The sequence below is a fragment of the Vibrio amylolyticus genome (assembly GCF_023145695.1).
Lineage (GTDB): Bacteria > Pseudomonadota > Gammaproteobacteria > Enterobacterales > Vibrionaceae > Vibrio > Vibrio amylolyticus.
Map to the genome: position 1 here is coordinate 1 of NZ_JAJHVV010000011.1, position 25,009 is coordinate 25,009.

General features: G+C 44.5%; 18 protein-coding genes. 12 read left to right on the plus strand and 6 right to left on the minus strand.

Going from position 1 to position 25,009, the window contains the following annotated elements; all coding sequences use genetic code 11:
- Positions 1-117 precede the first annotated feature (117 nt).
- Complete coding sequence (locus tag KP803_RS16585) at positions 118-843, plus strand: hypothetical protein (RefSeq protein WP_248009980.1); 726 nt, start codon at positions 118-120, stop codon at positions 841-843.
- Between the two features lie 141 nt (positions 844-984).
- On the plus strand, positions 985-1,590 hold the full coding sequence (locus tag KP803_RS16590; RefSeq protein ID WP_248009981.1) for a class I SAM-dependent methyltransferase: 606 nt from the start codon (positions 985-987) through the stop codon (positions 1,588-1,590).
- Positions 1,591-1,593: 3 nt separating this feature from the next.
- Here KP803_RS16590 and KP803_RS16595 read toward each other — a convergent pair whose 3' ends face one another.
- On the minus strand, positions 1,594-2,505 hold the full coding sequence (locus tag KP803_RS16595) for a LysR family transcriptional regulator (RefSeq protein ID WP_248009982.1): 912 nt from the start codon (positions 2,503-2,505) through the stop codon (positions 1,594-1,596).
- 130 nt (positions 2,506-2,635) lie between these two features.
- Between KP803_RS16595 and KP803_RS16600 the strand changes: the two genes are divergently transcribed.
- Entirely contained in the window at positions 2,636-3,664 is a 1,029-nt protein-coding gene (locus tag KP803_RS16600) for a zinc-binding alcohol dehydrogenase family protein (protein ID WP_248009983.1), read from the plus strand.
- A 98-nt stretch (positions 3,665-3,762) separates the two neighbouring features.
- Here KP803_RS16600 and KP803_RS16605 read toward each other — a convergent pair whose 3' ends face one another.
- The 4 genes from KP803_RS16605 to KP803_RS16620 all read right to left on the minus strand — a co-directional run bounded on the left by KP803_RS16605 (position 3,763) and on the right by KP803_RS16620 (position 8,553).
- Complete coding sequence (locus KP803_RS16605) at positions 3,763-4,797, minus strand: ABC transporter permease (RefSeq protein ID WP_248009984.1); 1,035 nt, start codon at positions 4,795-4,797, stop codon at positions 3,763-3,765.
- 26 nt (positions 4,798-4,823) lie between these two features.
- On the minus strand, positions 4,824-5,852 hold the full coding sequence (locus KP803_RS16610; RefSeq protein WP_248009985.1) for an ABC transporter permease: 1,029 nt from the start codon (positions 5,850-5,852) through the stop codon (positions 4,824-4,826).
- Complete coding sequence (locus KP803_RS16615) at positions 5,846-7,357, minus strand: sugar ABC transporter ATP-binding protein (RefSeq protein ID WP_248009986.1); 1,512 nt, start codon at positions 7,355-7,357, stop codon at positions 5,846-5,848. The genes KP803_RS16610 and KP803_RS16615 overlap by 7 nt, the downstream gene beginning before the upstream one ends.
- Positions 7,358-7,527: 170 nt before the next feature.
- Positions 7,528-8,553, minus strand: a complete 1,026-nt coding sequence (locus tag KP803_RS16620; RefSeq protein WP_248009987.1) for a sugar ABC transporter substrate-binding protein — start codon at positions 8,551-8,553, stop codon at positions 7,528-7,530.
- A gap of 331 nt (positions 8,554-8,884) precedes the next feature.
- Between KP803_RS16620 and KP803_RS16625 the strand changes: the two genes are divergently transcribed.
- The 9 genes from KP803_RS16625 (at position 8,885) to KP803_RS16665 (ending at position 24,125) form a co-directional block, all read left to right on the plus strand.
- Positions 8,885-9,838 carry a sugar-binding transcriptional regulator gene (locus tag KP803_RS16625; protein WP_248009988.1) on the plus strand — a complete coding sequence of 318 codons (954 nt, stop codon included), beginning with the start codon at positions 8,885-8,887 and terminating at the stop codon, positions 9,836-9,838.
- A gap of 9 nt (positions 9,839-9,847) precedes the next feature.
- Positions 9,848-10,834: an aldo/keto reductase gene (locus KP803_RS16630; protein ID WP_248009989.1), complete on the plus strand. Its 987-nt coding sequence runs from the start codon at positions 9,848-9,850 to the stop codon at positions 10,832-10,834.
- Between the two features lie 61 nt (positions 10,835-10,895).
- Entirely contained in the window at positions 10,896-12,680 is a 1,785-nt protein-coding gene (locus KP803_RS16635; protein ID WP_248009990.1) for a glycerol-3-phosphate dehydrogenase/oxidase, read from the plus strand.
- Positions 12,664-13,509, plus strand: coding sequence for a class I fructose-bisphosphate aldolase (locus KP803_RS16640; protein WP_248009991.1), 846 nt, complete (start codon positions 12,664-12,666; stop codon positions 13,507-13,509). The genes KP803_RS16635 and KP803_RS16640 overlap by 17 nt, the downstream gene beginning before the upstream one ends.
- Before the next feature lie 52 nt (positions 13,510-13,561).
- Complete coding sequence (locus KP803_RS16645; protein ID WP_248009992.1) at positions 13,562-15,058, plus strand: FGGY-family carbohydrate kinase; 1,497 nt, start codon at positions 13,562-13,564, stop codon at positions 15,056-15,058.
- A gap of 210 nt (positions 15,059-15,268) precedes the next feature.
- The gene (locus tag KP803_RS16650; protein WP_248009993.1) at positions 15,269-16,426 is read left to right on the plus strand and encodes an iron-containing alcohol dehydrogenase; all 1,158 of its coding nucleotides are present in this window, start codon (positions 15,269-15,271) and stop codon (positions 16,424-16,426) included.
- A 55-nt stretch (positions 16,427-16,481) separates the two neighbouring features.
- On the plus strand, positions 16,482-18,005 hold the full coding sequence (locus tag KP803_RS16655; RefSeq protein WP_248009994.1) for a CoA-acylating methylmalonate-semialdehyde dehydrogenase: 1,524 nt from the start codon (positions 16,482-16,484) through the stop codon (positions 18,003-18,005).
- Between the two features lie 160 nt (positions 18,006-18,165).
- Positions 18,166-23,172, plus strand: coding sequence for an NPCBM/NEW2 domain-containing protein (locus KP803_RS16660; protein ID WP_248009995.1), 5,007 nt, complete (start codon positions 18,166-18,168; stop codon positions 23,170-23,172).
- A gap of 161 nt (positions 23,173-23,333) precedes the next feature.
- Positions 23,334-24,125: an IclR family transcriptional regulator gene (locus tag KP803_RS16665; protein ID WP_248009996.1), complete on the plus strand. Its 792-nt coding sequence runs from the start codon at positions 23,334-23,336 to the stop codon at positions 24,123-24,125.
- A gap of 52 nt (positions 24,126-24,177) precedes the next feature.
- On the opposite strand, the gene KP803_RS16670 is transcribed toward KP803_RS16665, so the two are convergent.
- Positions 24,178-24,972, minus strand: a complete 795-nt coding sequence (locus tag KP803_RS16670) for an IclR family transcriptional regulator (protein WP_248009997.1) — start codon at positions 24,970-24,972, stop codon at positions 24,178-24,180.
- Positions 24,973-25,009: the final 37 nt, after the last annotated feature.

Here is a 25,009-nt window from a genome sequence, read left to right on the forward strand (position 1 = left end):
TTTTTGCTATGCATTTCGTTTTGTGTTTAAGGTGGCCTTCTGAGACATCGGTATTGCGTTGCTCACACCTTAATAGGGCGTTATGTGTCCGAAGAGCTCACAATTATCGAGAGTAAGATGAAATTGATTCGAAATATGAAAGACTCGCTTTTGAATGCAGGTGAAGCGTCAAAGGAGCTCTGTCAGGCTGCAGAGTCTTCAATAGATATCTTCATTGAAAGTGAAGTCTTGTCGGAAGTCCCATTCGTAGAGTATGCGTTCTCAATAAAGAATGCATATGATAAATACCAAGTCGCAAAGGTAAAAAGAAACTATGCTAACTTTATCAAGTCTGCATCCACTCTAAATTCGGAAGAAGCCCTATATTTCACCGGTCAGATATTTGCTAATACTGAGCAGGCAGAAGAAGCAGCTGAAACCATTTTTGAAATCATTACTTCTGCAGAGCGCCCAATCCAGGCTGAAATACTTGGACGCCTTTGTGTTAGTTTTGCTAAGGGTAAAATCGATCTGAATGAGTTTAACTCGTTAATGCATATTATATGTGCTGCAACAGTTCCTGCCCTTAGAGCGATGCAAGGACTAATGAACTTATATAGCAATCAAGTAAGAACCTATTATCAACGTTCAAAGCCATATATAGCTCAATTATCCTCTGTTGGTTTAGCTGTTAACTCAAGTAAATCAAACGGTTGGGAACTGACAGAGCTAGGAATTCAACTAGCTTCATTTGGTTTTGGGCTTACGCTATATCAAGCTGATGGCAAATTGTATGAAATGCCAACAGAACTTAGTGAGTCGAACGAATTTCTAGTCTTCGAAGGTGACGAAGAAAACACATAACATAGCGTTTAAGACAGATTCGCAACGCTCGGCACTTTGAGTTGAATCGGCTTTAATTTTTAAGGTGTAGTGGATTAGATTGGTGGTTAGGTTTTTCACCAATTAATAAGGTGCTATGTACTTTACGGAAATCATCACTTTATGGATATAAACACTGATATTTGGCGTCAATATTACGAAAAGGCACTTACTCGTCTACACTCAAAACGTACTGAGTTCGCAGTTCGGCTTAATGAATCAAACCTCAAGGTAGCCACAGACTGCGGTTGCGGGACAGGGAGTGATGTCGAGTATTTAGAACAGCAGGGGTATCAAGTTCATGGCTTCGATATTAATCCTGATTCCGTTGCTATTTGTAGAGACAGATTTAGGTCAAAGCCATTAGTGAATATCGCAGAGTCTTCGTTTGAATCGTTCGACTATCCGAAATCTGGGGTAGTTATCGCAAACTCAAGCCTGTTCTTCGCAGACCCTGACCAATTTGAAGTGACCTGGAGCAACATCAAATCTTCAATTGAAGTAGGTGGGGTGTTTGTCGGTGACTTCATGGGCTTTAAAGACAGTTGGGCCGAAAACTATCGAAGCCCTACGACACCGTTAACGGAATCTGAGGTCATGAGCTTGTTCACTGAATTTGAAATCGTTAGGTTTTTTGAACGTGATGAAGAAGCGAAGACTTCACTAGGTAGAATGAAGCATTGGCACACATATTATGTTGTCGCGATAAAACGCACACACCTACAATAGAAATCAGGGTTCAAGGTGCTTCTTGCACTGAATACGAAGTTCATCTCTCAATAATAGAATCGCAGGCGTCACCTGTTGTCTATTCGGACAAATAAGCCACAAACTGGTTGGGGAGACTACATAATCAGGTAGTAATTCAACTAACCTGTTTTGTTTTAAATCACGAAGCATATCTAGGCGGGATTTCAACGCAACTCCCTTCCCAGCCACGCACCAACGACGAACAATCTCACTATCATCGCAGCGGTGGTTTCCTCTTACCTTAACCTTAATTTCTCGGGATGAAGGTTCATCGGCTTTAGAATGGAACACCCATTGATCGAACTGCGTTGTCCCAAGCCGATACAATAAACAGTTGTGCTCTAGCAGTTCTGTAGGCAGGGCGGGTTGTCCGTGTCGAGCGATGTAGTCAGGGGAAGCACAAACGACTCGTTGTACATCGGCAATCTTAAACGCAACCATCGACGAATCTTCTGGTTGCCCGTAGCGCAGCGCCACATCAATTCTATCTTGATATAAATTGGCCACAGAATCGCTGATGGTCAAATCTAAACTCAATTTAGGGTGAGTATCCATAATCGAGTCAAGCCAAGGCAATACAACATTACGACCAAGGTCAGACGACACGGATAAACGTAACTTACCTGCGACTTCACCCCGCATCTCTAATAACGAAGCTTTAGCGTGATCCAACGATTGCAACGCACTTCTACAGTGCGATAAAAAGCGTTCACCTTCTTCAGTGATACGTAACTGCCTAGTGGAACGTACGAATAACTCCACGCCAAGCTCGCGCTCTAACCTTTTTATCGCGGCGCTGGCAGCTGCAGGGCTCAAGTCAAGCTTTGTCGCGGCTTTGGTTATGCTCAATAAATCCGCAGTTGCAACAAATAGAGTGAGGTCATTGGTCTGCATGGTACGCCTATTATCAAAATACTTTTGATAAAGATTATAGTATTGCTGTGTTTTTGTTTGAGTTGGAATCCACTATTGTGAGTTGTAGAGCAAAACGAACCCTAATGAACACAATAATAGGATGTTAACCATGAAAGCAGTTGGATACCAAAAGTCATTACCCATTGATAACGCAAATTCCCTAATCGATATCGAGTTGTCTGTTCCTCAACCATCAGAACGTGATTTGTTGGTGAAGGTTAACGCTATTTCTGTCAACCCTGTAGACACTAAAATCCGTACACGCAATCAGCCAGATGAAGGGCAGCATAAAGTATTAGGTTGGGATGCAGTCGGAGAGGTTGTTGCAGTGGGTAGCCTTGTCGAACATTACAAAGTGGGTGATGCCGTCTGGTATGCGGGAGACATCAATCGTCCTGGCGCAAACTCTGAATTCCATTTGGTTGATGAGCGTGTTGCAGGTAAAAAACCAACGAGCTTAAGTGATGCTCAAGCTGCTGCTTTACCTCTTACAGCGATTACTGCATGGGAATTACTGTTTGAGCGCTTTAAATTTACACCCACGCCTAACACTACAACGGATGATTCTGTCAGGCTTTTGATCATCGGCGCAGCAGGAGGGGTTGGTTCTATATTGACTCAACTGGCGAAAAAGCTGACCAATGCAACGGTCATTGGCACAGCGTCTAGAGTAGAAAGCCAGAACTGGTTAGCCGAACTGGGCGCAGACCATACTATCGATCACACGAAAGCCTTTGCGCCTCAGTTAGAAGCATTAGGCATCGACAACGTTACGCATGTTATCAGCCTGAATCAGACCCAAGACCACTTTGACCAATGTATGGAAATACTAGCCCCTCAGGGTGACTTTGCATTGATTGATGATCCGTCAGAGCCGTTGGATGTGATGAAACTGAAAGCTAAGTCTCTCTCTCTTCACTTTGAGTTGATGTTCACTCGTACTCTGTTTCAAACGGAAGACATGGATCAGCAACGTCAATTGCTCAACGCAGTGTCAACGTTGATTGACGATGGCGAGATAATCACAACGCTAGGGCAGCATTTCGGAATAATCAATGCTGAGAATTTGCGTCGAGCACACGCATTGCTTGAGTCGGGTAAATCGATTGGCAAAGTGGTGCTAGAAGGATTTGAATAAAAAGAGTATTGAAAATACTTTAAACGTTTAAAAATACGGCAAGCCATTGGCTTGCCGTATTTTTCTAAGTATTGAATCTAAATAAAACAGTGAATGGCTTAGCTATTCACCTTCTTACGACTGACTAAGTGATTTGAAGCGGCCGCCGCCAATAGCGCAGCACCGATAACTAAGGTTTGATAGTACGCAGGAACAAGGGTCAGCATACCAACAGTGAGTGTCATGATGATAAGTGCACCAACGAAAGAGCGTAGCACTTTACCTTCACCGCCACTAAACGCAGTACCACCAATCAATACGACTAAAATAGCAGTTAGCTCCATACCATCGCCAGATAGTGGATCACCGATGGACATAAAACTCGCTCGGGCAATGCCAGCTAAAGAAGCGCAAGCCCCAACGATAGCGTATAAGCTAAAGACGACTAACCCTGTTTTAATACCGGATAGCTTGGCTGCTGTTGGGTTGCCCCCTGTAGCCGCGGCGTATTTTCCAAGTAGTGAGCGATTTTGTAGCAAGATGAGAAAAGCCGTCACCCCGACGGCTACCCAAAAGGCCATTGGTAATCCCATTAATACCGCATCTCGTCCATAGTCATTAAACCAACCTGGCATTTTCATATCGCCCATTGATTTAATCGCAGAGACACCATCTTCAACCAACAATAGCGCCACACCTTTATACAAACTCAACGTAATCAAGGTTGCTATAACAGGGGTAATTCCAAACTTCACGACTAACAATCCGTTAAATGCCCCGAGTAAAACCCCACAGAACACGGTAATAGAAAAGGCTGCCCAAAATGGTACACCATTAATCGCGAGCAGGGCGTAGATAACAGCACTTAACCCCATGGTGCTTCCTACGGAAAGGTCGATATAACCTGAGATCATCAATAAAGTAAATGCCCCAGCTAGCACCAAGATTGGCGCAGACACACGTAAAATATTGATGATGTTTTTCTTATAAAGAAAGTTGCCGCGTTCGAACAGCGCATACTGTTCTAAGTTAACACTACTAAGAAAAATCACGATCGCAGCTAATACAAAGTAAATGTAGTAATTGAGAACAAACTTAGACACTTGGTTACCAAAGCTCGACGGTGTGTTTAACACTTTTGTTGAATCAGACATGACGTTCACCTATTGATTTACTTCGGTTATTTACTGCGAAGGGACAACGCCCACGTTTGAGCTGTAATAGCTAAAAACACTGCGACGGCCCTTAATATAAATTGCCAGTCGGGTGACAAGGTGAGGCCAGTGGCTGCTGATGTCACCACCGCAAGTATGATGGCGCCAAAGAACATACCGATGACAGAACCAAACCCGCCTGCAATCGCGATGCCTCCGAGAAGTGCGATAACTAACGCATCGAACTCCATAAGTAGGCCACGATTAGAGAAGCCAGATTTGAACTCAGAAGAGAGCAGTATTCCGACTATCCCTGCGACTAAAGCGCTAAATAGATACAAGTAGGTAATGTGTTTCGCGTTATCAATACCTGATAATTTCGCCGCTTCAGGGTTCGCGCCAATCCAATAGGTGATGCGTCCGAAAACGGTTTTACGTTCAATAAAAATGGCCGCTAAAAAGAGAAGAAGCATGAAAAGAACAGGGAACTGCATAGACGTGCCGAACACTTTTAAACTGCCCAAGACACCAAACTCAGAAGGTAAATTGGTGTTTCGTTGTGAGCCCTGAGTAATCACTTGGGCGATTCCTCTGGCTACCATCATTGTTCCTAACGTGACAATGATAGAAGGGATACGAAATCGAACAACGAAAAGGGCGTTTAACCCACCAATGAGTAGTGCGCCTAACAATGCACCAACAATCGCCATCCAATAAGGTAAACCCAATCCAGACGATAGAGTCGAGGCACCAGTGACTGATTGAGCAAACCATACCGATAGAACACCTGATAGGGCGACGATACCACCAACAGAAAGGTCGAAATTACCCGAAATAAGCAAAAACGAGACGCCAACGCCGAGTGAAATCACAGCCCAGTTATTGGTGACCAAGTTCAACATGTTCTGGACTTGAAAAAAGTTAGGCACCAAGACGGACGCGACCAAAAATAACCCAACGGCGACAAAGGCGACTAATAGCGTAATGTACATTTGATCACTGACCCTGCGATGTTGCACAGGTGAGTGATTTAACTTAATGGAAGTATTTAACATACCGCCTCCTCAAGGCCACCAGTGGCCGCGTTTAATATGTGGTTTGTATCGACGTCTGGCCCATTTTTAATCTCAGAGACTAATGAACCGTCATAAAGTAGGAATAAGCGATCGCAGACACCGAGTATTTCTTCGAGTTCTGTTGAAAATACCGCGACAGAGTTACCGTCATTGGCGAGGCTTTTAACGAGATCGTAAATCTCAGTCTTAGCACCCACATCGACGCCGCGTGTTGGCTCATCGAGCAGTAGTAACTTGGCTTGGGAGAATAAACATTTCGCGATGACGATCTTTTGTTGGTTTCCGCCAGAGAGTTTTTCAGCGGGCTTTTCAATTGAGCTGGTGGCTATGGAGAGCTTTTCAACGTAATCATTAGCGGCGTTTAGTTCATCATCCGCTTTGAATACGCCCAAATCTGACATTCTTGGTAAGTTCATTACCGGAATGTTTTCGCGAATAGTTAAGCTAGTAAAAAGCCCTTGCGTTCTACGCTCTTCGGGTACTAACGCGATACCTGCGGCGAGTGATTCTTTAGGGGACTGGCCGATCTCTTCGCCATTGAGTTTAATGCTGCCTGTTACTTTATCTGCGCCAAAAATAGCTCTTGCGATTTCTGTCTTTCCTGCGCCAACAAGGCCATAGAAGCCGACGATTTCTCCCTTATTAATATTGAAAGAGACATTTTTAAGTCGGTGGTTATTAAGGTTGTGAACCGACAGAAACACCTCATCAGTAACGGTGTCACGAGGAGTGTAATCATGATAGATGGTTCGGCCGATCATCATGTCGATGAGTTCAGCGCGACCTTCTACGTCAGAAATAGGTTTGGTTGCGATATGTTGACCGTCTCTCATGACGGTAACGGTGTCACCTAGCGATAGTATTTCATCAAGCTTATGAGAGATGTAGATAACGGTGACATTTTGAGCTTGAAGGCGGCGAATTACCGTGAAGAGCCGTTCAACCTCGCGCTCAGATAAAGCGGCGGTTGGCTCATCCATAATAATGATGTTAGCACCAGAAGAGGCAGCGCGAGCGATTTCCATAATCTGCTTTTGCGCGACACCTAGCGTCGAGACTCTAGCGTAGGGATCAATTGAAGGCTCAATTGTTGCTAACGTACGGATCATTCTCTCTTCTAAGTCGGATTTTATTAGAAACCCAAATCTACTTTTTTCCATACCCAAGGTTAGGTTCTCAAGTACAGTCAGTTCGTCAACAACATGTAACTCTTGAAAAAGGGTAGCAATACCGGATTCTCTAGCGGATTGTGTTCCTTTTGGGCGATACGGTTGGCCGTTTACTTTCATGGTGCCCCGAGTCGGCTTGATAGCGCCTGTGATCATTTTCACCAGTGTCGACTTACCCGCACCATTTTCGCCGATTAAACAATGCACTGTACCGTGTTCAATTGAAAAGCTGACATCGTTAACCGCCCGCACCCCGGGGTAGTCTTTAATGAGCCCTTGAATTGAAAGAACAGAAGTAGAATTTTGACTATTCAAGATGATCTCTCCTTTGGTTGTTGGTTCTTCAAAACTGATGAGTCAGTGTTGGTAATACAGTTGAAGTGACCATTCCTTGTCTATGAGATTTGAATCTAATTTCAGTTAACAAGCGGCTTAACGCTTCATTAAGCCGCCATTGGTTTTCACTAAGTGATTAATTAGTGATGTTAGTTACTAAATTGAGCTTCTAGCCATTGCTCTGCATCAGGCTTTGGCATTGACCAATAAGAGATGGTGTAAGCCTTGTAGAAGAACTCTTCTGCTTCAGCGCTACTTGGCGCTACTTTTTCATTGATTACGTCCATAACCAAGTCGATACGTCCGCGTGCTGTTTCAACAGGTGGAAGACCCATTGATAGCTTCAGGCTTGAGTCAGGATCGTAAATTTGGTCAAACTCAACCGAGTCAAAGTCGACGCTTGCCACAATTTCAGTGTGAGGTTTACCATCTTTAAACTTACCTCGGCCAAGCTGAGACAACGCAGCCATCGTACCTACTGTTAAGTTAGAGGCCTCAGAATAGATAAGGTTAACTTCTGGCTGTTGGGTCAAAAGGTCTACGACTATCTGTTTTGCGGCTTCTTGACCGCCACTTGCATCAAGGGCACCTAGGTTCTTCGCGGTAGGATCAACGGATAAAACGCCTTCAGCAAATGGGTTAGTACGGCCTGAACTCACTTCTGTATGGTTTGGCCAACCTAGCTGAACCATCACAATTGGTTTATCTGGGTTTGCTTCTTTCCACGTTTTTGCCATTTGTGCGCCCATATCAAACGACACTGTCGCCTCGTCGCTACGTGCTGTTGGAATGCCCGTATCGGTAATTGGGCTAAAGAACGAAGTCATCGCGATGTTCTCTTCAAGTGCTTCTTTCACACCTGGTGTAGCGGCTTCGCCATCCCAAATGTGCAGTGATGCACCATCAAATGCGCCAGCTGCAACTTGATCTACGTTTTGTGTCATTACCGCTGAATCGGCTTTGCCATCGAAGATAACCACTTCCGCGCCGTACTTCTCTTTGGCGTAGCGTTTCGCTTCGGTTGCTTGAGATTGGTGGAAAACATTCGACAAGTCTGAAACGAAAAATGCAATTCGTTCATTTGCCTGTGTCGTAGCAGCAAGGCTTGAAGCAACAAGAATACTTGTAGCGATAAGTCCTTTATTAAAAATCTTTTTTAATGTTACTGACTTCATGATCTTCTCCATTTGTATTGGGTATTCACTTGTTGTTATCACTAATTTGAATTTTCTTTCAAACGGTGAAATGTATTTCACGTGTTAAAAGGTAGTGAATGAAAATTAGACGGTCAATCTCATATTGATACATTACGTATCAATATTGTTATAAATGTGATCTTTCGCAACAAAGCAACTAAAACGAAACTATTTGTATCGTTTTAACTTGTAAAAGTTCTTTGTTGTGATTATTTTTTACTCAGATGAAATAAATTTCACTGCTTATGAGTCAGTAAATAGCTAGCTATATAGACAAGAATAAACAGTGAACTAGGGAAGGATTATGGCGATGAGTGAACAAGACGACATCTTGAGGCAAACGGCAAAAGTTCTGACGTTACGTTATATGGAGAATCTAAATCAATCCGATATAGCGAAGCAACTTGGTTTGTCGACGGCTAAAGTGAATCGCGTTATTAAGCAAGCTCACGATGATGGGCTAGTAGAAATAACGTTAAACCTGCCACAAGAGAGAACCCATACGTTGGAGCAACGAATGCTCGACGCTTTTGGGCTCAAGACGGCAGTGATTCAACCTAGCTTAAGTAAAGATGAAAGTGTGGTCACTCGCCAAGTCGCTAAAGCAGCAGGTGAATTACTGATAGAAACGGTGAAACCAGACAGCGTTATTTGCATCAGTGGTGGTAAAACCATGGCTCAAATAGTGGAAGAGATTAAACCGATGAGCTTTCCCAATGTTCGAGTTGTCCCCGCAACGGGGGGCATCCAAGGCCACCATTTCACGGATGTGAATTATCTCGCGAGTCGCCTAGCTGAAAAGCTAGGAGGTAGCAGTACTCAACTTCATGCGCCTTTATTTGTGGATACCGACGAGCAACGCTCAATACTGATGGAAATGCGCAGTATTAAAGAGGTATTGGATCTCGCGAGAAGTGCGGATATTGCTTTGGTTGGGGTTGGTTCTGTCGCCAGTGAGAGTGACAGCTATTACGACTTACGTTCGCTAAGTGGTCACCAAGCAGAAACGGTCATCAGCGCTCAGTGCAAAGGCGAAGTTCTTGCGCATCTTTACGATGAGGATGGAAACAAATGTGCTGAACATATTAACCAGAAGCTGATTGGACTGAATCTACAAGAATTGAACAATATCGAACACAGTATTGGCGTAGCAGCGACTCATTCAAAGGTTGATGCTCTAGTCGCGGCACTAAAAGGTCGACTAATGAATGGCATTGTTTCGGATGAAGATACGGTAGCCCGTGTATTAGAACTCATTAAATAGGAAAAGATCATGAAAACAAGAGAAATAGGAAAGTCAGGAATTGAAGCATCTGTGATTGGTTTGGGTACATGGGCTATGGGCGGTTGGATGTGGGGTGGCACTGACGAAAAAGCCGCAATAGAAGCTATCCATGCCTCGCTTGATAATGGTGTATCGCTGATTGATACCGCACCGGCTTATGGTCTTGGAGTGTCAGAAGAAATTGTCGGTAAAGCAATAAAAGGTAAGCGTGACCAAGTGGTCTTAGCGACCAAGTGTGGATTAGTTTGGCATACAAACAAAGGCAATCACTTCTTTGATGAAAATGGCAAACCCGTTCATCGCTATTTAGGCGCTGATGCGATTCAACACGAAGTGGAACAAAGCCTTAAACGATTACAAACCGATTACCTCGATCTTTATATTACGCATTGGCAAGATCCGACTACGCCAGTCGAAGAGACGATGGAAGCGCTGTTATCTCTCAAAAAGGCTGGAAAAATTCGAGCGATTGGAATTAGTAACGCCAATCAAGCGGAACTGGCGAAGTATCAAAGCTGTGGGGTTGTTGATGCGGTTCAAGAGAAATATAACCTAATCGATCGTCAACTCGAGCAAACACTATTACCAACAACGATTCAAACCAATGTTGCCTGTTTAAGTTATTCGTCTTTGGCGATGGGGCTATTAAGTGGGAAGGTAACGCCAGAGCGCTTGTTTACTGGGGATGACCAACGCATTACTGATCCTATGTTCACCATTGAGAATCGCCGCTGGGTACAGAAATTTTGCCAATCAATTGAGCCGATTGCTCGACAAAAAAACATCAGTGTCGCTCAACTGGTGATAGCCGCAACCTTGCAACAACCTGGAATTACCTACGCCTTGTGTGGTGCAAGAAACCCGCAACAAGCGATAGAGAATGCAGCTGCTGGGAGTGTTGAACTATCACTGGAAGAAGTGAAATTCATCGATGCCAAATCTCTAGAGTTTTTTGGTGAGTTGGAACTGGCTTAGAGCGTAAATCGTAGCGTTTGAAAATGGTTCGGAAGGGAACAGCACTTGGCAGGAAGCAAAGATGAATAACAACACAAAAGTATTCCAAAACTTAGAGCAGCAAAGTGGCTTTGACGTCGTGGTTATTGGAGGCGGTATTAATGGTATTAGCGTATTTAGAGAGCTAGCACTGCAAGGCGTTAAGGTACTGCTTGTTGAAAAAGACGATTTTTGCTCCAAGGCAAGTGCGGCTCCCTCTCGGATGATACATGGTGGTTTGCGCTATCTTGAAAACGGCGAATTTTCTTTAGTGAAAGAAGCACTGTTCGAGCGTAATCGTCTACTCAGTAATGCGCCTCATTTAGTCTCGCCACTGGAAACAACCATACCAATATTCTCAACCTGGTCTGGCGTTTTTGATGGGTTGTTCAAGTTTATCGGCCTTAAAGATCGTCCTTCTCAGCGCGGATCTGTGGTTATTAAGCTTGGCCTAAGTTTGTATGATTGGTTTACCAAACGAGACCAAATGATGCCTGCCCACAAAATGCACTCTGCGACCGTAACTCAAAAACGTTGGCCGTTAATGGGCAAGAAAGTCCGTAGTAGCGCAACCTATTTTGATGCTTGGATAAGCTCTCCAGAAAGGCTAGCTATGGAGCTGATTCAAGAAGGCATTAAAGCGGGTGGTACTGCGCTTAACTACACAAAAGTAACCGAGTTAAGCGATGGACAACTTACGTTGCAGCAGCCGAGCAGTGAATCGGACAGTGAATCATCAGTTCAAGTGTTCAGCCGTCATGTCGTGAATGCAACAGGGGCATGGGTAGATAGTACCAATGGCCTTTTGACCGCCCCCAGTCAATACATGCAAGGCACAAAGGGATCGCACATCATTGTTGATAACCCAGAACTTTTACATGAGCTAAACGACAATATGTTGTTTTATGAAAACAGTGAAGGGCGAGTGTGCATTCTGTTTCCATATTTCGGCAAGGTGCTTATTGGCTCAACCGATATTCCAGTCAGTGATCCTGAATCGGTTCACTGTACCGATGAAGAAATTGATTACATTTTAGAATCGTTAACAGGCGTTCTGCCTGATCTTACTATCAGTCGAGATCAAATCGTTTACCAATTCAGTGGCGTGCGTCCGTTGCCTTCTGTGAACGCTTCGACAACGGGGCAAATACCGAGAAGTCATTCGATTAAACGAGATGTAATAGACGGAACCGAAGTGTATTCGCTGATTGGTGGGAAATGGACAACATTTCGTGCTTTTGGGGAAGAAGTGTCTGATGAGTTGTTAAACATTCTTGATAAACCTAGACGCTGTAGTACCAAGCAAAAACAGATCGGTGGCGGGGAGGGTTACCCTGTCACTAAAAAAGACAAGGATCAATACGTAGCGACACTTACCGATCGTTATTCAAATCAGTCACACAGCTTAATTGACGTTTGGTTCAAGCGTTACGGTACAGGGTGTGAAAGTCTATTGGAATGGTTGGAAGGCCAGTCAGATTCACGCCTGAATTCTCTGTCAGATTATAGCCTAGGCGAACTCACATACATTCTAGAACATGAGCATGTTGTCACGTCTCTGGACGTATTTTTGAGACGAACGTCTATTGCCATTGAAGGCAAATTGAATAACGAGGTTTTTGAAGAAATATCGGACATTACTGCCGATTTCTTCAACTGGAACTCACAACAAAGAGAGGAAGATCGCGAGCAAACTAAGCGTGTCTTGCTTACGTTTCATGGCGTCGAGTTAGACGGCCTAACAAAGACGCCTGAAACCACATCAAAATTAAATAATGTTGAAAATCAACAATTACTAAATGGAGAAGAGTATGTATTTGACCAATAAGGTTAGGATGAACCGATTGTTTAAGAACGGGCGATGCCTCGATGTAGCGATTGATCACGGCGTCTGTAACGAACCGTCTTTTCTAGACGGGCTAGAAAACATGAGCTCGGTTGTAGAGCAGTTAGTTAACGCAAAACCTGACGCTATTCAGATGAACGCTGGTCAAGCGGACCTTCTACAAAATGTTGACGGTAAAGATAAGCCGGCATTAGTGATGCGAATAGATTTGGGTAACCCGTATAACGCCGAACGTCACCGCCACATGTGGGCGCTTCTACAAAATGCAGAGCAGCCTATTATTCAGGCTTTACAGATGGATGCTGCGTGTGTCGTGGTCAATCTATTCATGCTTCCTGATGAGCCCGATCTATTTAAACAATGTGTCGCGAACATCAGCAAAGTGAAAGCGGAATGTGAAAAATACGGCATGCCATTGATGGTTGAACCGCTAGTGATGCAGCCAAATACAAAAGGGCAGGCTTACATGGTCGACGGTGATTGCGAAAAAATCGTGACGCTTGCTCGAATGGCACGTGAGTTGGGGGCTGACATCATTAAAGCTGACCCTACTGCGAATGCTGAAGACTTTCATAAAGTGGTTGAAGCAGGTCGTTGCCCCGTCCTTGTACGTGGCGGTGGTCGAGAAGATATTGAGTCGGTGTTTAGTAAAGCAAGAGCGTTACTTGATCAGGGAGCGTTAGGGATGGTTTACGGTCGCAATATCTATCAACATCCGAACCCAAGCCGTGTTGTTGATGCGCTGATGGCGATGATACATAACGATGCGTCTACATCAGAGGCCATGAACATCTACATTGGCGACAAGTAAACAATTTTCGATAAGTAACAATTGGTATTAAATGAAAAGTCAGGGAGGGAATATGACGTCATACGCACTTGGGATTGATTGTGGCAATACAGCGGTTAAGGCTGCGTTGTTTGATGAAAATGGCGTGGAGATAGCCACAGTTGCTAATAACTATCCGACCCATATTCCTAAACCTGACTATACCGAAGCTGATCTTGATGAGTGCTGGGAGCTGTGTGCTGATGCTATTCGCCGAGTAATGGAGAAAACTAAGGTAGATCGAAACCATGTTGTCGCAGTTGGCTGTAGTGGCCATGGAAACGGGCTCTATCTATTGGACACAAATAGAGCACCACTGCTCGGTATAAAATCTCTAGATAGCCGAGCGCAATCAGATGTTGAACGTTTGCAAAAATCAACGCTATTTTCGGTCATCAATCGAAAAAATCATCAAGGTGTTTGGAGCTCCCAAACGGCGGTGTTATTGCATTGGTTAAAGCGTCATCAACGAGAGACGTACGAACAAATAGGCGAAGTACTTTTTTGTAAAGACTATCTGAATTTTAAACTCACAGGAGAGTGTGCCACGGAATGGGGGGACATCACGGCTTCAGGTCTGTTTGATTTTGAAACGGACAGTGTTTCTGATGAGTTATTAGGCGCTTATGATATTGCCGACATTAAAACGAAACTGCCAGACACTCTAGAGAGTAATCAGGTGATTGGCGGCATTACGTCAGAGGTTTCAGAGTTAACTGGACTCAACATTGGTACGCCTGTTATTGCTGGGCTATTTGATGTGGTTGCTTGCGCGTATGGCTCGGAAGCACACCACCTAGGTGAAACGTCTGTTGTCGCAGGGACATGGAATATTAACCAAATTGTCACTGATACGCTTCCCCCACAAGATATATTTATGGCGTGTAAACTTGGGAAAGATCGTTATTTAGCGATTGAAGCAAGTACATGTTCAGCCTCGAATTTGGAGTGGCTCGTTCAGCGGTTCTTTACAGAACAAATCGATAAATCATCATCAGGTGAGAGTGTATTTGAGCGATTTAATCGTCAGTTAGAAGATGTTGAGTTGAATCATGCCTTACCGCTGTTTCACCCTTACTTATATGGGTCGACAGGTCAATCGTCACCATCTGCCAATTTGATTGGGTTGAAAGGCTGGCACCAAGATATTCATATTGTTTATGCTTTTTATGAGGGAATAGTGTTTGCACACTTAGAGCATATCAATCGCCTACGCAGTGCGGGTTATAAGATGGACTCTGTTGCAATTAGTGGCGGAGCGTCTAGAAGTGATTATTGGTGCCAGTTGTTTGCTGACATTCTTAACGTTGAAATCAAAGTGAGCTCGTCTAATGAAGTTGGCGCTAAGGGCGTAGCTATGCTTGCGCTAAATAGCGTTACGGCATTGCTATCTAACGACCGTTCTTTGATGGATAAGGTTCAAACGAAGAGGTCACAACGCCTATTTAGACCAAGCGATGAACGTCATGAGTTCTATGAAGCAAGATTTAAGAAGTATTGTGCTTTGAAAGAGTTACTGGCCGACGTCTAGAAAAATAGCCGATCGTTTTAAGCCAAATGTCTGTTTAACCAAATGCCTGTTTCACTAAATGTTATATAAGCAAATATTTACATGAGTAAGTAAGCGATCAAATAAGAGTAACTAGCCAGTGATGATCTCTAGATAGAGCATTTCTGCGCCCAAAATATATTTTAGTAAATAATGATACTAAATGTATCGATATTAAATTAAAGGTGATTTATGAGCCAATCTATTGTTTTACCAAAATTCTTAGAAGTCGGAGAAGGTGCAAAAAGCGCGACTGGCGATATAGCACGTCAGTTAGGTTGTAAACGAGTGTTGATAATCTCGGATCCAATTATGAAGACGTTAGGTCACGTTGAAAATCTTCAAGCGATTGTCACAAAAGCCGATATTCAATCCGATATTTTTACCGATACGATTCCAGAGCCTACTGAAGCGTCGATTCTTCCTGCAGTTACAAAAGCGATTGAAGGAAATTACGATGGCATTATTGCATTAGGCGGCGGCAGCGTAATCGACAGCGCAAAAGCCATTGCGTTATTAGCTCAATATAAAGGCCGCATACGCGATCACTCTGTACCAAATGTCGTCACATTACCAATCATGCCACTCATTGCTATTCCAACAACCGCAGGTACGGGATCTGAAGTGACGAAAGTAACCATCATTACCGATGAAACCAACGATGAAAAGCTGCTTTGTATGGGGCCAGGGCTAATTCCCGCTGCTGCCATTATCGATTTTGAGCTATCAATGACTGCGCCTGAACGTATCACAGCGGATACAGGAATAGACGCGCTGACTCACGCAGTAGAAGCGTATGTGAGTGGAAAGTCCGGTTTGTTTACTGATCAGCAAGCGCTGCTCGCAATGAAGCTTATTGCGCCTAATTTACGTGAGGCTGTGAATAATCCGGATAATAAGCACGCCAAAGAGCAAATGATGCTTGGTGCAACACTCGCTGGTATTGCATTTTCCAATGCTTCAGTGGCATTAGTTCATGGTATGAGCCGACCGATCGGTGCCCATTTCCACGTACCACACGGCATGAGCAACGCTATGTTGCTTCCAACGGTGACTGAGTATTCGATTCCAGCTGCGAAAGCTCGCTATGCAGAATGTGCTCGCGCAATGGGAGTTGTTGAGTTATCAACCAGTGATGATGCCGCTGTTGACGCATTACTCATTGAACTAAAAGCGATAAATAGGGACCTAAGCGTTCCTTCGTTAAGTGAGTTTGGCATAGACAAACAAGAGTTTTGGTCAAACCTCGACATCATGTCTGAGCAGGCTTTGGCGTCAGGGTCTCCTAATAACAACCCACGAGTACCCGATAAAGAAACCATGATCGAGCTGTACAAAGCAGTTTGGTAACACGAATTTCAAACTTTAAATCAAAGCCCTAAATATTTTATACAAGGAAGAGAATATGATCTGTAATTTCATCAATAACCAAAGTGTTGAGAGCCATTCAGAAAGGCAGCAACCCGTCTATGACCCTGCAACGGGTGAGATACAAAACCATGTAAAACTGTCGGCTAAAGCAGAAGTCGAGTTAGCCATTCAAGTCGCCGATAAAGCATTCAAAACATGGTCAACGATTACGCCTCTTAACCGATCACGTGTTTTGTTTCGCTTTAAAGCACTGTTAGAAGAGAACCGAAACGAACTGGCTGAGATAATAAGTCGTGAGCACGGAAAGGTGTTTAGTGACGCGTTAGGTGAGATTACTCGCGGGCTAGAGGTGGTTGAATTTGCGTGTGGGATTCCGCATCTACAAAAAGGCGAGCACAGTTTAAATGTGGGTACGGGTGTGGATTCCCATTCTCTGATGATGCCTTTAGGCGTTGTCGCTGGTATTTCACCGTTTAATTTCCCTGTCATGGTGCCAATGTGGATGTTCCCAATTGCCATTGCTACAGGCAACACGTTCATCTTAAAACCGTCGGAGAAAAATCCTTCCGCACCGCTATTCCTGGCTAAGTTACTAAAACAGGCAGGGCTTCCAGATGGCGTGTTCAATGTTGTTCAAGGCGATAAAGAGGCGGTTGATACGTTATTGCAAGATGAGCGCGTTCAAGCCGTAAGTTTTGTCGGCTCTACACCGATTGCTGAGTATATCTACTCTGAAGGCGCTAAATATGGCAAGCGTGTTCAAGCATTAGGCGGTGCTAAGAACCATATGCTTGTTATGCCTGATGCGGATATGAATGGCGCTGTTAATGCTTTGATGGGCGCAGCGTATGGTGCAGCCGGTGAACGCTGCATGGCGATATCAGTCGCGGTTACCGTTGGCGAAGAAACAGGGGATGCATTAGTGCGCCTTCTTCAAGATAAACTGGCAACTCTCAAAGTGGGTCAAGGTTATGGTCAAGAAATCGAGAATGACATGGGACCGCTTATCACCAAAGAGCACAAACAAAAAGTCTCTGGCTATATTCAGCAAGGTGTCGACGAAGGTGCAACCTTAGTTGTAGATGGCAGGGAGTTACCACTCGCAAAATCCAGCGATGGGTATTTTGTTGGTGGCACGCTGTTTGACAACGTAACGACTGAAATGACGATTTATAAAGAAGAGATCTTCGGTCCTGTGTTGTGTGTGTTGCGCGCCGACAATTACCAGCAAGCCTTAAAAATCATTAATGATCATGAGTACGGTAACGGCACCGCTATCTTCACAGCAGATGGGGATGCAGCAAGAGACTTCACAAGCAAGGTTCAAGTAGGGATGGTGGGGGTGAATGTTCCAATCCCTGTGCCTATGGCTTTCCATAGTTTTGGTGGTTGGAAGCGTTCGTTGTTTGGACCTTTACACATGCATGGCCCTGATGGTGTTCGATTCTTTACTCGAATGAAAGCGATAACCACACGCTGGCCTGAATCTGATATTAAATCAGGTTCTAAAGAAAGTACCCAAACTCAAGCCGAATTCGTCATGCCGACTATGAAATAACGCATTGATGTGAGGAGGTGCGCGGTAGGTTTACTGAACGCGATGTAATAGGGTAGGTAATTCTGTCCTCTTCATGTTTTTTAGGTGCTCGCTTTTCTTGGGTTAAGACACTCAAGTGAAGCGAGCTTTATTTAATGACTATAAAAACAAGGAGAAGGCGATGATAGCCGGAAGCTTAAATAAGTATGTAAAGACTTGGCGTCGCTTTGTTGTAAGCAGTGTAATAGCAGGGTTATATGGAACTTCTATGATAGCGTCGGTGAATGCCGCGCAGGGACCGGGGTTAGGGAATCTTAACTACGGCTCTTCGGAAGCGTTTACCCATGTATCGAGTCCACTCGTAGATGATACAACCAATTTTCTACCTCCGGATTATCCAGGTAGAAAGCATTACGGCGTTAACGTAATGACCATGTTAAATGGTTATATGGTCGGGGTGTTTGCACCTGATAGTGGTGGAGGCCCTGGTGGTTGGATAGCGTTAGATGTGTCTAACCCCAAATCTATGCAATTAGTAAAAACCGTTTATGAGCCAGACTTAGCCAACGAGAATCGAACGGGTGACGGTTTAAGAACGGCTGAGTTTAGAGAGCCGCATTCGTTTGGCTTGGGTGAAAACAACACGATTGCAATTCAATCGGGCAAAGGCATCGAAATTTGGGATTGGAGTGATGTCTCTAGCCCAGTTCGCCTCTCTAAATTGGCGATATCAGGCGTAAACTTTGGTGACTATAACAATGTGTCATGGCAGTTGTTTTGGCAAGCGCCATATCTTTACGTAGCACGTGGTAATGCAGGGATTACCATTGTTGATACCACAGACATGAATAACCCAACGCTAGTCAAAACCATCCCAAATTCAGAGCTAGGCGGTTTTAATGTTGGGCCAATCTTCGCCTTGGGTAATCGAATGTTTATCTCAAGTATGGAAGGCACGGCAGGGTTCTCCATTCTCAATATCGACGATCCAATAAACCCAACACTCGCGAAAACCGTTAACCGCTTACCTGAGAAATATTATGCGTCATGCTGGGATGGTCGGTACGCGTACTTTGGTGCACGAAGCACAAATGAAATGCTACGTGTGTACGACACAACGACTAACCCGATGACGTTAGTGAATGAGAAACTCACTGGGTTTGAAAATCTTTACTGTAACGTACAAGACAATAAGTTATTTCTAGGAAATCAGGATGATATCGCCATTTTAGATGTGAGCGATATTAATAATATCCGAGAACTGGGTAGAGGCTCACTCAACGCGACAAGCAGTAACACAGACCACGGGCAAGTGTTTCCGTTTGGTAACCTTGTTTGGGTTGGCAATGATCATGGCTCGGGCAGTGGCTTAATTGCTCATCAAAGTTCGCCAGACATGATACCTCCGTATCTATCAGCCGCTGTACCCGATATTAATTCTACTCTTCAGCCTTTAACAACTCGAGTCGGCATCGCCTTGTCTGACAGTGTGTTGATGGACACGGTTCACAGCAGCTCTTTCACGGTCACTAAATTTGGTAGCAGTACCCCTCTAGAAGGTGAGTACAGTACGAACTTAGGCTTTATCAACTTTACCCCTTCACAGCCATTAGAAGCGGACAGTATTTATGAAGTGACGCTTGAAGGCATTCAAGACTTTGCTGGCAACCCAATGGCACGAACGGAATATCGGTTCTCAACCGGATCACAGGTTGGACATGATGTTCAGATTTCTTCGGTGGATAAAATCACGCTAGGAAGCAGTGTTAATTTTGCTGCGTCAACGACGCCAATCTTAGGCGGTGATGTTGAATACTCATGGAATTTTGGTGATGGTGGAGGTTCTACACCGTTTTCCCCAAGTGGTAGCGCATCCTATCTTTACGGTGAACCTAACCATTGGTCAGCCGTAGTCACTGTGCGCGAAGCCACAGTTGATGGTGTGTTTGAAAGCAGTAAATCGGTGCCAATTACAGTATATCGTCAACCTACATTTAATAGTCCTACCGCGTCTTCGACCATTATAGAAAGTAATGGGCAGGTCCTCGTGGTCAACGAAGATAACGACTCGGTCAGTGCGATTGCTAATACCGCCCCATATGCAAAACAGTGGGAAACGGCAGTAGGCGATCAACCGAGAACCTTAGCGGTAGCACCCGATGGCAATATCTGGGTAGTGAATCAAGCGAGCTCTAACGTTTCTATTTTAAGTTCAACAGGGCAATCGCTAGAAACAGTAGCATTACCAAGAGCCGCAGAGCCTTACGGTATTGCATTTACGCCTGATGGCACGAGTGCGTTTGTGTCGCTTCAGTCTAGCGGCCAGTTGGTGAAAATAGATCCTACTTCAAAAGCGATTATTGATACGCTTGATGTTGGACACAATGCGCGAGGCATCGCGATTGACAGTTCTTCCTCACAAGTGTTAGTGACTCGATTTATTTCGCCACAATCGTATGCGGAAGTGGTGGCTGTGGATGTATCGAGCATGACCATCGACCAAAGGTATCAGATAGCCAAAGACACCACGACAATTGATGGACCCGATAGAAGCCGCGGTATTGCGAACTACTTAGGCTCGGTGGCGATCTCCCCTGATGGCTACAGTGCGTGGTTACCATCGAATAAAGCGAACGTTGATCGTGGCTCTTATTTAGAAGGTGACGAGGCGAAAAAGCTGACGTTTGAAACTACGGTTAGAGCAATTGTGAATAGGCTTGATCTGAATTCACAAACCGTCATGGCGAATGCACTAGACATCGATGACCGTGCGCAACCTAAATCAGCAGTATTCAGCGATATTGGAGACCTGATTTTCATTGCCGTCGAAGGTCAGAACAGTATTGAAATACGCAATACGTACACGCTTAACCGTACAGGCGAGATCTTTGATACAGGGCTTGCACCAAGAGGCCTGGTACTTTCTGGAAATACGCTGTTCGTGCATAACTTTATGTCTCGAACGGTATCAGTTCATGACCTCACGAGTTTCTTAGAGAACCGAGGAGAGATAACCGATCTTGCGAAAGTCTCCACCGTAGAAAATGAATCCTTCCATCCTAGAGTGTTGAAGGGGAAGCAGATCTTCTATAACGCAGCCGATGCGAGAATGACGCAAGATGGCTACATATCGTGTGCTTCTTGTCACGCTGATGGCGACAGCGACCATAGAGTCTGGGACTTTACCGACAGAGGAGAAGGGCTACGCAATACGATCTCGTTGTTGGGTAAAACAGGTACGGGACATGGCCGAGTTCACTGGACCGCGAGTTTCGATGAAATCCAAGATTTTGAAAACGACATTCGATATGCGTTTGGTGGCCGCGGCTTTATGGTCGATGCTTTGTTTACCTTAACCGAGTCACCGCTTGGAACCTCTAAATCGGGTAAAAGTGAAGACTTAGATAACCTAGCGTTTTACGTAAGCAGTTTAAATGAATTCCCTCAAAGTCCATATCGAGATGACAATGGAAACCTAACTAGCGAGGCGCAAAGCGGTGAAACACTTTTTGCAGCTAAAGGGTGTAATAGTTGTCACGAAGGCGTCTACTTTACTGACATGGAAAGGCACGACGTTGGGACTATCGATGCAACATCGGGGCAAGGTATTGGCGCACCATTAGCAGGTGTTGGGTTTGATACCCCAAGCTTAATAGGGCTTTGGAATAGCGCTCCGTATTTCCATAATGGTCAAGCATCGACATTAGATGAAGTATTACAGATAGGCGCTCAACATACGGTATCTGATAGTAGTGAACGCGCCGCGCTCGTCGCGTACTTACAACAAATTGAGTACGAAGGGCCAACCATTGTTGTACCCGATCCGCCACAAGCGACGACTTATGTATATCTCAGTGATGTGTCAGAAACATCGTCAACTAACGGTTGGGGACCAATCGAGAAAGACACCAGTGTGGGTGAAAACGCAGCTGGTGATGGTTCAACCATTTCAATAGGAGGCAGTAAGTTTGATAAAGGGCTAGGTGTTCATGCTCACTCTGAAGTGACCTACAGCTTAACGGGGGATAACTACAATCAGTTTACCGCGTTTATTGGTGTAGATGATGAAGTGGGAAGCAATGGCTCTGTCGTATTCGAAGTATGGATTGATGATGTAATGGCGTATCAAAGTAGTGTGCTTAGAGGTAGTGATGTTGCTGAGTACATCGCCGTCAACATTAGCAGTAGTGCTCAAGAATTGAAGTTGGTGGTGTCTGACGCTGGAGATGGTGTTGGTAGTGATCACGCTTCATGGGGAGACGCTAAATTGCGTATACCGAGTGAAGGTGGAAGTGCCGCTGTACCTGGGCTTTTCTACGGTACGGTCTCGGGCAACATCAATGTGACAGATGAGAACCCGAAAATGTGGATCACAACTAGCTTGAGTGAAACTGAGGACAGTATTGCTGGTAATACTACAGAGGTTTATACAGGGTACATCTATGACGCTGATGGACAAATATCGTTTAGTGAAAACAATGACGATAAAACGCGCCTATGGATTGATGGGCAATTGGTGTTAAGCAGTGATTTGTGGAGCGATAGAGTCTCTACCGGTAACCTAAATCTTGCACCAGGTTGGCATCAATTCGAACTTCGATTGAGTAATGGCAATGGCGGCAGTGGGCCCCATACAGGTTTAGCATTTGCTTATGACCCTGATGGCGGGACGAACTGGATTCACCCGTCAGACAACGGCACGGGCAATCTGTTTATGACCGAAGACCCGGGTAGTGCGCCTGTCGAACCAACCTTAGTGTATTTGAGTGATATTCAAGAAGATACATCCACAAACGGTTGGGGACCGATTGAAAAAGACATGAGTAACGGTGAAGAGGCGGCTTCGGATGGTGTCACCATATCAATTGGTGGGCAACAGTTTGCCAAAGGACTGGGTGTTCATGCTAACTCATCGATTACCTATACAATCATTGCGGGCGAATACAGTCAATTTACCGCTAGTATTGGTGTAGATGACGAAGTAGGTAATTCTGGGTCGGTTCAGTTTCAAGTAGAGCTGGATAGTGTGCTTTATTATCAAAGTGTGACTTTAACGGGCAGTGACGCAGCTCAGCCAATATCCATTGATATACCAGCTGATACAACGTCAATTACGCTTAAGGTTAATGATACTGGCAACGGAAACGGATATGACCATGCAAGTTGGGGGAATGCTGCACTTCAATAATCATTATTTTAGAGTGACGAAGTATTAACAATTTAGGGCTTACCTTATTAGTAAGCCCTTGTTTATTGGGCTCCTAGGTTGCAGCACGGTTGCGCTTAGGCAACAAAAACAATAGGCTATAGCAAGCACGTTGAAACCGATTTCAAAAAGAGTTTACCTTTATGCCAACTTCAAGTTCGACTAGCACAACCAAAGGATCAACCCTAGATCGCGTGCTTCAAGTGCTGTCTTTAGTCGCGAACAGCAGAGGGCATTTAGATAGAGAGTCGATAGCCAATCAACTGAACATGCCTATAGCGTCAGCAAATAAGCTAATCACGCACTTGATATCGTTAGGGCACCTCCAAGAAAACATTGTTGGCCGTGTTATCGCAGGGCAGAAATTACAAACCTTATCTCACGATATTCTTAAAAATCAGCGCTTTTCTGAACAACGCGAATCTGTACTGCAACGCTTGTCTGATCGTATAGGGGAAACTTGCGGTATATCAGTACCGAACGGCATAGAGATGATCTACTTTGAACGTGTTAATTGTAATTGGCCGTTGCAGATAAACCTTGCAGAGGGGAGCCCAGTTCCTATTGCGGCTTCTGCGTCGGGTAAACTTTACCTTTCAATGCTCGATGAAGAGATTAGGAAGAACGTTGTACAACATATGGGGCTGACCGAATACACGCCTAAGACCATTACCAATGAAGCAATATTTCTTGAAGAATTGACGCGGATACGCGATCAAGGATTTGGCGAGGATAACGAAGAGTTTGTAGACGGAATGGCAGCGATTTCCGTGCCTATTGGTTCCAATGAGCTTAATTTTGGGTATCTATTCTGTCATGCACCGAGCTTCAGAACCTCTTTAGAGCAGCTAAAAATGTATCTTCCAGAGATGCAAAACGCTGCGAAAGAGATCCTTGATTTTACGGTTGAAGAAATGGCGCGTAAATCGTCGTAATTTTGTTTGCTATCCGTCTGGTTACTATTCGTTTGCTAACTAGCAGTTGGGTTTAGTTGAACTGGTCTTTCATATCCTGATATACCGTTTCTAAACTCTGCTGTGCAGAACGCAGTATCGGCAGGTAATTTTCTAGATCACTAACACTCTTACGGCTTTTCGGGCAATGACAAAAGGCCGCTGCCATAAAGTGTCCTTGCTGATCGTAAAGGGGCAATGCTATTGCTACCATTCCATCGATAAACTCCTCATCATCAAGGCTGTATCCACGACGTTTGATTAAGCTGAGCTCTTTCTTAAGCGTTTGTAGATCGGTAATGGTGTTTTTGGCGCATTGGGTTAACTCAATTTTGCTCAACACTTTTCGAAGTTGTGCTGGTGTTAGTGTACTCAGATAAAGTTTTCCGCTGGCGGAGGCCCATAATGGGGTCGGAAACCCAACAGGAATAACAATTTGAAGCGGCCAGTTGGTCTGTATACGATCGTAATAGACCATGTGTGGCATAGGATCATCGTTCGCTAATGCGAGCCCACAGGTTTCTTCTAGCTTACGAGATAAACCGTGTAATATGGCTTGGCGTTGCAGCTTATGCTGGTTAGTCCATTTAACGTCCAAGGCAATCGAGAGCATCTGTGAACTCGGGTAAAAGTGTCCACGTTCGTCTTGCTGAATGTAATTCGTTTCTTCTAGAAGCTGAAGCAGTCGATGACAAGTGGGTTTAGGAATGCCAGATTCGAAAATGATATCAGAAGCAGGAACTGGACTTTTTGATGATCCAATTCTTTCGATAACGTTGACCAAACGATCCACGGAGTTTACTTTCTCTGACACCACTTTTTCCGACACTATAGATTCCTTTTTAAACGGCTCTTCGAGTTGGCCT